The sequence below is a fragment of the Variovorax brevis genome (assembly GCF_030317105.1).
Taxonomy (GTDB): Bacteria; Pseudomonadota; Gammaproteobacteria; order Burkholderiales; family Burkholderiaceae_C; genus Variovorax; species Variovorax brevis.
Window position 1 is genome coordinate 122,358 of sequence record NZ_JASZYG010000016.1, and the last position, 6,416, is coordinate 128,773.

Below are 6,416 nucleotides of genomic sequence, written 5' to 3' on the forward strand. Positions count from 1 at the left end.
CCCTGCAGGACTCCACCATCTGGTTGGGCGCGCTGACCCTTCCCGACGGAGGTCGCCACGATGGCTCCGGTGACCGGCATGCGCCTTCCCGCGATAACAGTCGACGGGCCATCACCTTCGGCTTTTGGCGATGTCGATGGCCGCGCAGAGTTCTTCATACTCGTCCCGGCCAACGTCCAGGGCTGCAAGCCATCGGTCGAAGTACAGGTCCAGTGCGTCGCTGCAGGAGTGCTTGCCCCGGTGATGACGAATGAAGTCCTTGCGGTGCTGCACCTTGTCGGCGATGAGCATGTGCTTGACGGCTTCGAGGGGGCCGGCGGAAGGACAGCCATCGGACATCATGCGAAGCCCGTCATGAGAGTGTTGCACTCTGTCGGCTGGCCAGGCATTGGCCCTGCTGCGGAATTCCATGACCAGCAGGATCACGAACGGGTCGGCGTCGACACTGTTCATGAAATCCTGACCGTGATGAATGAGGTCTTCGTCCGCCTGGAACAGTGGGTGCAGGCAGAACGCGCGCATCGCGGCCTCGGTGGCGTCGAGCTCGCTCAGGATGATCAGACCTTCGTCAATGCGCTGCAGGAGCGCGACCCCTGAGCCCTTCGCGACGCGATCGGCGTAGTGCGTCCGGATGGTCTGGTACTCGGGCGACCCCGTGGCACGAAGGATGTCCTCTGTGACGATCAATGCGGTAACTCCATTTGCGAATTGTCCGCGATCGCCCATGTCGCTTCTTGAGACATGGGCCTGGCGATCCGCGCCGCCAAGTCGTGGAGGAGAGTGTGCCAAACCGTGGCCTGCCGATCCGTCCGATGCGTCCGATCAGTGCGCAGACTGAACACGCAAAATTGTCTGATTCCACAGGAGCTATCCTTCCCCTCCAACTTTCACGAGGAACAAGACCGAACTTATTGCCGCAATCGCGGCCGACGTGGATCTCAGCAAGGCCGACACGGCCCGCGTTCTGGAAGCCGTGCTCGAAAACCTGACGAAGGCCCTGGCGGCTGGGGACACCGTGCAGCTGGTCGGCTTCGGCAATTTCACCGTGGCGAGCCGCCCTGAGCGTAAAGGCCGCAATCCGTCGACGGGTGAGCAGATGACGATCAAGGCGAGCAAGTCGCCGAAGTTCACGGCGGGCAAGGCACTCAAGGACGCCGTCAACGCTTCGGCGTAGTCGCTCTGCGCCTTGGATCGGCCCACGCGAAGATCCTCGGCGATGACCTTCAAAGCGCCCAGTCACCGTAGATGACGACCCGGTCACAGCCATCCCGCAGTGGCTCGCACTCAGGACGCGCCAGGGCGGGTGGCGTCAGTTCCGGGCAGACGATAGGCACCACCCCGATCGACAGCGCAGTCGCACCCTCAGGCGATCGCCTGCACAACTTCCCCGCAGCCACATCGGCCCGTGGACCCTGCCAGGGCCACCATCTTTTGGCAAGCGTGGCAGCGCCGGTATTCTCGTCGCAGTCGCGACCTCATCCATCCGAAAACACAAAGAACAGTGTGGCAGTTCGCGCATCGGGCCTCGCCGATGGTCCCAACGCTGCGCCGCGGCTCCAACCCAGACACGCGGCTTGCAAGAAAGCATTCTGGGCAGGGCAGCGGCGCACCGGGTCTCTCCAGGGCGGTGCGCCAAGCCTCTTGCCAAGCTCGAACCATCAGTTCGTCGGCGCGCTTCGCTTGCAGATGGCCGAGCAGTTCGTGGTGCATGCCTTCGAATGCCATATTCGCCCCTTCGCCTTGGAGCGCCGCCGTGTAGGGACGCCCGGTGCTGTTTTTCGACCCCATGGTGCTCGCACTCCTTTGCGGAAGCAAGACCCAGCCTCGGCGTGCGGTGCAGTCGCACGACCCGGATTAGCAGGTCTCTTTCAGAACTGCGTTTGGCCTGTGCCCATTCGATCGTGCACCCATCGCATCGACTGCTGCTCAGCGTGCCGGATCGCCTCCGCCTCGGTGCCATACACCGTCTCTCCGGTGTCGCTAGGCAGTTGTGTCTCTTCCTCATCCGCAGGAGTGCGGACAAGAATGACGACTGGCTGATAGCCGCCGCGCACGGACTCTGCACGGAGCTCAAAGCGGAAGCCGCGGTATTCAAGGGAGTGCCCGTCTGAAATGGGTGTGCTGGGGTCTGACATGCGTGGCCTTAGGGGAACTTCCTGAAATGGTGCGGCACGGCTGGCGGTTCGGGGTGCAGGTGCGCAGAGGCACGGTCTGAAGGACGGCACGCCGTAGTAGCACCGCATGACGACAATGCACTTCTCCCGCCTGGCGAGCGCCACAGCGCGCGCAATCGCCGCCGTGCGCACTCAGCACTGCCCTCCCCCGACCTTCCGCCCTCGCAGATCGGCGCAAACCGATGCGCAATGCGGTCGTTCGCCGTGGCGAGCCGCCACCAGCCAAGGCGCGAAGATTCTTACTATAAGCGCTGGTGGGGCGAGGTTTCGGAACCGCGAGCGTGAAGCAGATGCGTTGGGACGTGGAATTGTCCGTCAAGTCCCGCCATGCGCTCTCGCGATTTGTCTGGCGATGAACAGGCCCAAGCCCAGGTGCGAGCGATCCGATTTCGGCCGACCTTCGGCGCCGCGGCGCAACGGCTCGTAATTCACATCGCGTGTCGCCCTGCTTTGCGAACTCGCGAACAGCCGCTCGATCTCAGCGAGCGGAATGTCCCGGGCGACAGCATCCTCGATCCAGGCGCCTGGAAGCGCGGCGCGTTGCATACCAATTCCTCGTCGCATGTGGATTCGAGATCGCCGGGCGCCGTTGCGATGGCCATCCCAGCGCCCAAGCTAGCGCGGTTGCGGCGCCGACGCGTGCACCCTCACTGAGGGCACCCTACGCACCTTTCCAAAGGCGTTGAGTGGCGCGCTGTCGCATAAGGCTCCGTTCGTCCGCGGTTGCCTTCGGCGAAGCTTGAGACAATGCCAACTCGCGAAACCGACGCACCGCCGGATTGTGCGTGTCGGCGCGCGTGGCCATCGCCAATGAAATGCCCGCCGATGCCGGCAGCCGCTGGATCTGGCGAAACACCACATCGCGCGCCGCCAGTCGCGCACTGACCGAAGGCACAAGCGCCACTCCCATGCCGCTTTGCACCAGGCTGATCACGGTTTGTACCTGGGTCGCTTCCTGGGCGACGTGCGGCGTCAGCCCGGCTTGCTGGAACACCAGCATCACCATGGCGTGCAGGCCCGGGACGTGCGTCGACGCGTAGTCCACCAAAGGCTCCCGCGCGAGTTCACGCAAGGTCAGGCGCTTCTTTGCGGCCAGCGCGTGCGTCGAAGGCAGCACTGCGCAGAACACGTCACTCTCGACTATCTCGAAAAACAGGGTGCTGGCCGACCCCGTCGGATAGCGCACAAGCCCAACGTCCAGTTCGCCGCTCTCGACCATCGCCAGTAGTTCCAAGTTGGCGGACTCGCGCAGCACCAGTTCGACCTGCGGGTAGCGGGCGCGAAACGCAGGCAACAGGCCCGGCAGCAGTGCGTAGGTGGCGGATCCGACAAAGCCCACCTTCAGCGTTCCCCGCTCACCGCCGGCCGCGGCGAGTGCGGCTTCTCGCAAGGCCTTCGCGTCATTCACACAGCGCCGGGCCAGGGCCAGCGCGGCAGTGCCCGCGGCCGTCAGCGCGACGCCGCGCGCCTGGCGCTGGAATAGCGGTGCGCCCACCTCCTCCTCCAGCTTGCGGATCGCTACCGAGAGCGGCGGCTGCGCCATGTGCAGGCGCTGGGCGGCACGGCCGAAGTTGAGCGTCTCGGCCACGGCAATGAACTGGTGCAACTGGCGCAGTTCCATGAGGCTTACTTTGCATGTATGGAAAATGACATGAACGGTATTGGACGCGTTAATGCTCCTCTTCTACGATTCGTGCATACCCCAACAGACGAGCGGCCCGAGACACCGCCAGCCACCATGACCACTCCTGCGTCGAACCTGCCCCTGGAAGGCATCCGAGTCCTCGACCTGAGCGCGGTCGTGCTCGGCCCCTACGCCAGCCAGAACCTGGCGGAGTACGGCGCCGACGTCATCAAGATCGAACCGCCCGAAGGCGACTCCACCCGGCGCACCGGCCCCAGCACGGAACCCGGCATGGGCGCCATCTTCCTGGGCGTCAACCGCGGCAAGCGCAGCGTGGTGCTGGACCTCAAGCGTGCTGATGCACGCGCCGCGCTGCTCACGCTGGTCGACACCGCAGACGTGTTGATGCACAGCATCCGCCCGCAAAAGCTCGCGGCCATCGGCCTGGACCCCGACGCGCTGCTGGCGCGCAATCCCCGGCTGGTCTACGTCGGCCTGCATGGCTTCGCGGAAGACGGCCCTTACGGCGGCATGCCGGCATACGACGACATCATTCAGGGCCTGTCGGGCTGCGCGGCCTTGATGGAGCGGCAGTCCGGCGCACCGCAGTATTTCCCGACGATCGCAGCCGACAAGACATCCGGCCTCGTTGCCACCCATGCCATCCTGGCCGCGCTGTTCCGGCGCGAGCGAACCGGCAAGGGCGGCTATGTCGAAGTGCCGATGCTCGAATCGATGGTGTCCTTCAACCTGGTCGAGCACTTCTACGGCCATCACTTCTCGCCGCCGCTCGCGGACACTGGCTATCCGCGCCTGTTCGCCAAGCATCGCCGGCCTTACCGCACCGCCGACGGCTACCTCTGCGCCATGCCCTACACCGACGCGCACTGGAAGCGCTTCTTCACCGAAGGCGGAATGCCTGAGGCCGCGGCCGATCCGCGCTTTGCCAACATCACCGAGCGCACTCGGCACATCGATGCGCTCTACACGCTCGCCGCGCAGGTCATCGAAACGCGCAGCACCGATGAATGGCTCGAAGTGTTCGCCCGCCTCGAAGTGCCGGCCTCGCGCATGAACCGCCTCGAAGACTTGCCTGACGACGAGCACCTCAAGGCCACCGGCTTCTTCAAGACCATCGACGACCCGAAGATGGGCAAACTGAACTTCCCCGGTGCGCCGGTGCGCATCGATCGGCAACAACTGCCGGTGCGCATGGCGCCCCGCCTGGGCGAGCACACGCACCAGGTACTGGGCGAAGCCGGCATCGCACCGCTTGGCACCGAACAACCCGCACTGCAAGGAGCACCCATATGACAGCACCCGCCGCAAAGTACCCATTGCTGGGACACGGCTTCTTCTGGCAAGACCTCGAGGTCGGCCAGAAATTCCAGACCTTCAACCGCACCGTGACCGAGACCGACCTGGTCAACTTCATCTCGTGTACCGGCATGCTGGAGATCATCTTCATCGATGCCGAAGGCGCGGCCAGCGCGATCGGCGGACGCCCGGTGCCGGCCGCCCTCACCTACTCGCTCATCGAAGGCTTCATCCTGCAAACGATGATCCAGGGCACGGGCATGGCGATGCTCGAATGCACGCAGAAAGTGCTGGGCCCGGTGCGCGTCAACGACACCATCCACGCGGTGGTCGAGGTCGCCGGCGTCAAGCCCACCTCCAAGGGTAACCGCGCCATCGTCGACTCGAACATCGACGTCTTCAACCAGCGCGGCGAGCCCGTGCTGCGCTACACGGCGCGCCGCATGCTCGCCGGCCGCCCCGAATCCCACTGACCTTTCAATGCAAGGCCCACTCACCATGACCGCTGCTGTCCAGACCCGCCCTGCCTCCGTTTGCGATCGCGTGAGCGACGCGGAATGGAAGGTCCGCACCGACCTTGCTGCCTGCTACCGCCTGGTGGCGAAGTACGGCATGAGCGATCTCATCTACAACCACATCACGGCCAAGGTGCCGGGCGACGCGAAGCACTTTCTGATCAATCCGTTCGGTCTTCTGTACACGGAGATCACGGCCTCGTGCTTCTACACGCTGGACCTCGACGGCAACGTCGTCGACAAGCCCGACGGCGAGTTCGGCGAGTTCCCGGTAAACCGTGCGGGCTTCATGATTCACAGCGCCGTGCATGGTGCACGGCCTGACCTGAAGTGCGTCATGCACACCCACACCCGTGCCGGCATGGCGGTGTCCGCGATGAAACACGGCCTGCTGCCGCTCACGCAATCGGCCATGCGCTTCTACGGTGCCGTCGGCTTCCATGACTATGAGCAGCCGACGGTTGACATGAGCGAACGGGACCGCATCGCGCGCGACCTCGGCCCGCACAGCACGCTGATCCTGCGCAACCACGGCCTGGTCGCCTGCGGCCCGAGCGTGCAGGACACCTGGAACCTGATGTATTGGCTGGAAACCGCCTGCCAGGTGCAGGTCGACGTGCTGGCCAGCGGCGCCGAAGTCAGCATGCCCAGCGCCGAACTGGCCGCCCAGATGGGGAAGCGCTACGGCCCGCAAGGCAAGGTCAACTTTTCGCCGATGGAATGGCCTGCGCTGCTGCGCCAACTCGATCGCGAAGACCCTTCGTACAAGACCTGAGCGGCTGAACG

At 64.6% G+C, this 6,416-nt stretch carries 6 protein-coding genes and 1 pseudogene; 4 read left to right on the top strand and 3 right to left on the bottom strand.

Annotation, left to right across the window (positions count from 1 at the left end):
- Positions 1 to 111: 111 nt before the first annotated feature.
- Complete coding sequence (locus tag QTI66_RS31930; RefSeq protein WP_286564383.1) at positions 112 to 726, bottom strand: hypothetical protein; 615 nt, start codon at positions 724 to 726, stop codon at positions 112 to 114.
- A gap of 169 nt (positions 727 to 895) precedes the next feature.
- Between QTI66_RS31930 and QTI66_RS31935 the strand changes: the two are divergent.
- Positions 896 to 1,174: pseudogene (locus tag QTI66_RS31935) on the top strand (HU family DNA-binding protein); the annotation flags it as partial.
- Positions 1,175 to 2,489: 1,315 nt separating this feature from the next.
- Here QTI66_RS31935 and QTI66_RS31940 read toward each other — a convergent pair.
- Together QTI66_RS31940 and QTI66_RS31945 are read right to left on the bottom strand one after the other, a co-directional pair.
- On the bottom strand, positions 2,490 to 2,720 hold the full coding sequence (locus tag QTI66_RS31940; RefSeq protein WP_286564384.1) for a hypothetical protein: 231 nt from the start codon (positions 2,718 to 2,720) through the stop codon (positions 2,490 to 2,492).
- A gap of 115 nt (positions 2,721 to 2,835) precedes the next feature.
- Positions 2,836 to 3,795 (bottom strand): LysR family transcriptional regulator, encoded by a 960-nt coding sequence (locus QTI66_RS31945; protein ID WP_286564385.1) that lies wholly within the window; start codon positions 3,793 to 3,795, stop codon positions 2,836 to 2,838.
- 117 nt (positions 3,796 to 3,912) lie between these two features.
- On the opposite strand from QTI66_RS31945, the gene QTI66_RS31950 reads away from it, so the two are divergent.
- The 3 genes from QTI66_RS31950 to QTI66_RS31960 are packed head-to-tail and all read left to right on the top strand — an operon-like array spanning position 3,913 to position 6,405.
- Entirely contained in the window at positions 3,913 to 5,112 is a 1,200-nt protein-coding gene (locus QTI66_RS31950; RefSeq protein ID WP_286564386.1) for a CaiB/BaiF CoA transferase family protein, read from the top strand.
- Positions 5,109 to 5,588 carry a MaoC family dehydratase gene (locus QTI66_RS31955; protein ID WP_286564387.1) on the top strand — a complete coding sequence of 160 codons (480 nt, stop codon included), beginning with the start codon at positions 5,109 to 5,111 and terminating at the stop codon, positions 5,586 to 5,588. Before QTI66_RS31950 ends, QTI66_RS31955 begins: the two co-directional genes overlap by 4 nt.
- Before the next feature lie 25 nt (positions 5,589 to 5,613).
- Positions 5,614 to 6,405: a class II aldolase/adducin family protein gene (locus QTI66_RS31960; protein WP_286564388.1), complete on the top strand. Its 792-nt coding sequence runs from the start codon at positions 5,614 to 5,616 to the stop codon at positions 6,403 to 6,405.
- Positions 6,406 to 6,416: the final 11 nt, after the last annotated feature.

Excerpts from the sequence above, each read along its gene's own strand:
- QTI66_RS31930 (WP_286564383.1), bottom strand. The coding sequence starts at position 726 with ATGGGCGATCGCGGACAATTCGCAAATGGAGTTACCGCATTGATCGTC.
- QTI66_RS31940 (WP_286564384.1), bottom strand. The coding sequence starts at position 2,720 with ATGCAACGCGCCGCGCTTCCAGGCGCCTGGATCGAGGATGCTGTCGCC.
- QTI66_RS31945 (WP_286564385.1), bottom strand. The coding sequence starts at position 3,795 with ATGGAACTGCGCCAGTTGCACCAGTTCATTGCCGTGGCCGAGACGCTC.
- QTI66_RS31950 (WP_286564386.1), top strand. The coding sequence starts at position 3,913 with ATGACCACTCCTGCGTCGAACCTGCCCCTGGAAGGCATCCGAGTCCTC.
- QTI66_RS31955 (WP_286564387.1), top strand. The coding sequence starts at position 5,109 with ATGACAGCACCCGCCGCAAAGTACCCATTGCTGGGACACGGCTTCTTC.
- QTI66_RS31960 (WP_286564388.1), top strand. The coding sequence starts at position 5,614 with ATGACCGCTGCTGTCCAGACCCGCCCTGCCTCCGTTTGCGATCGCGTG.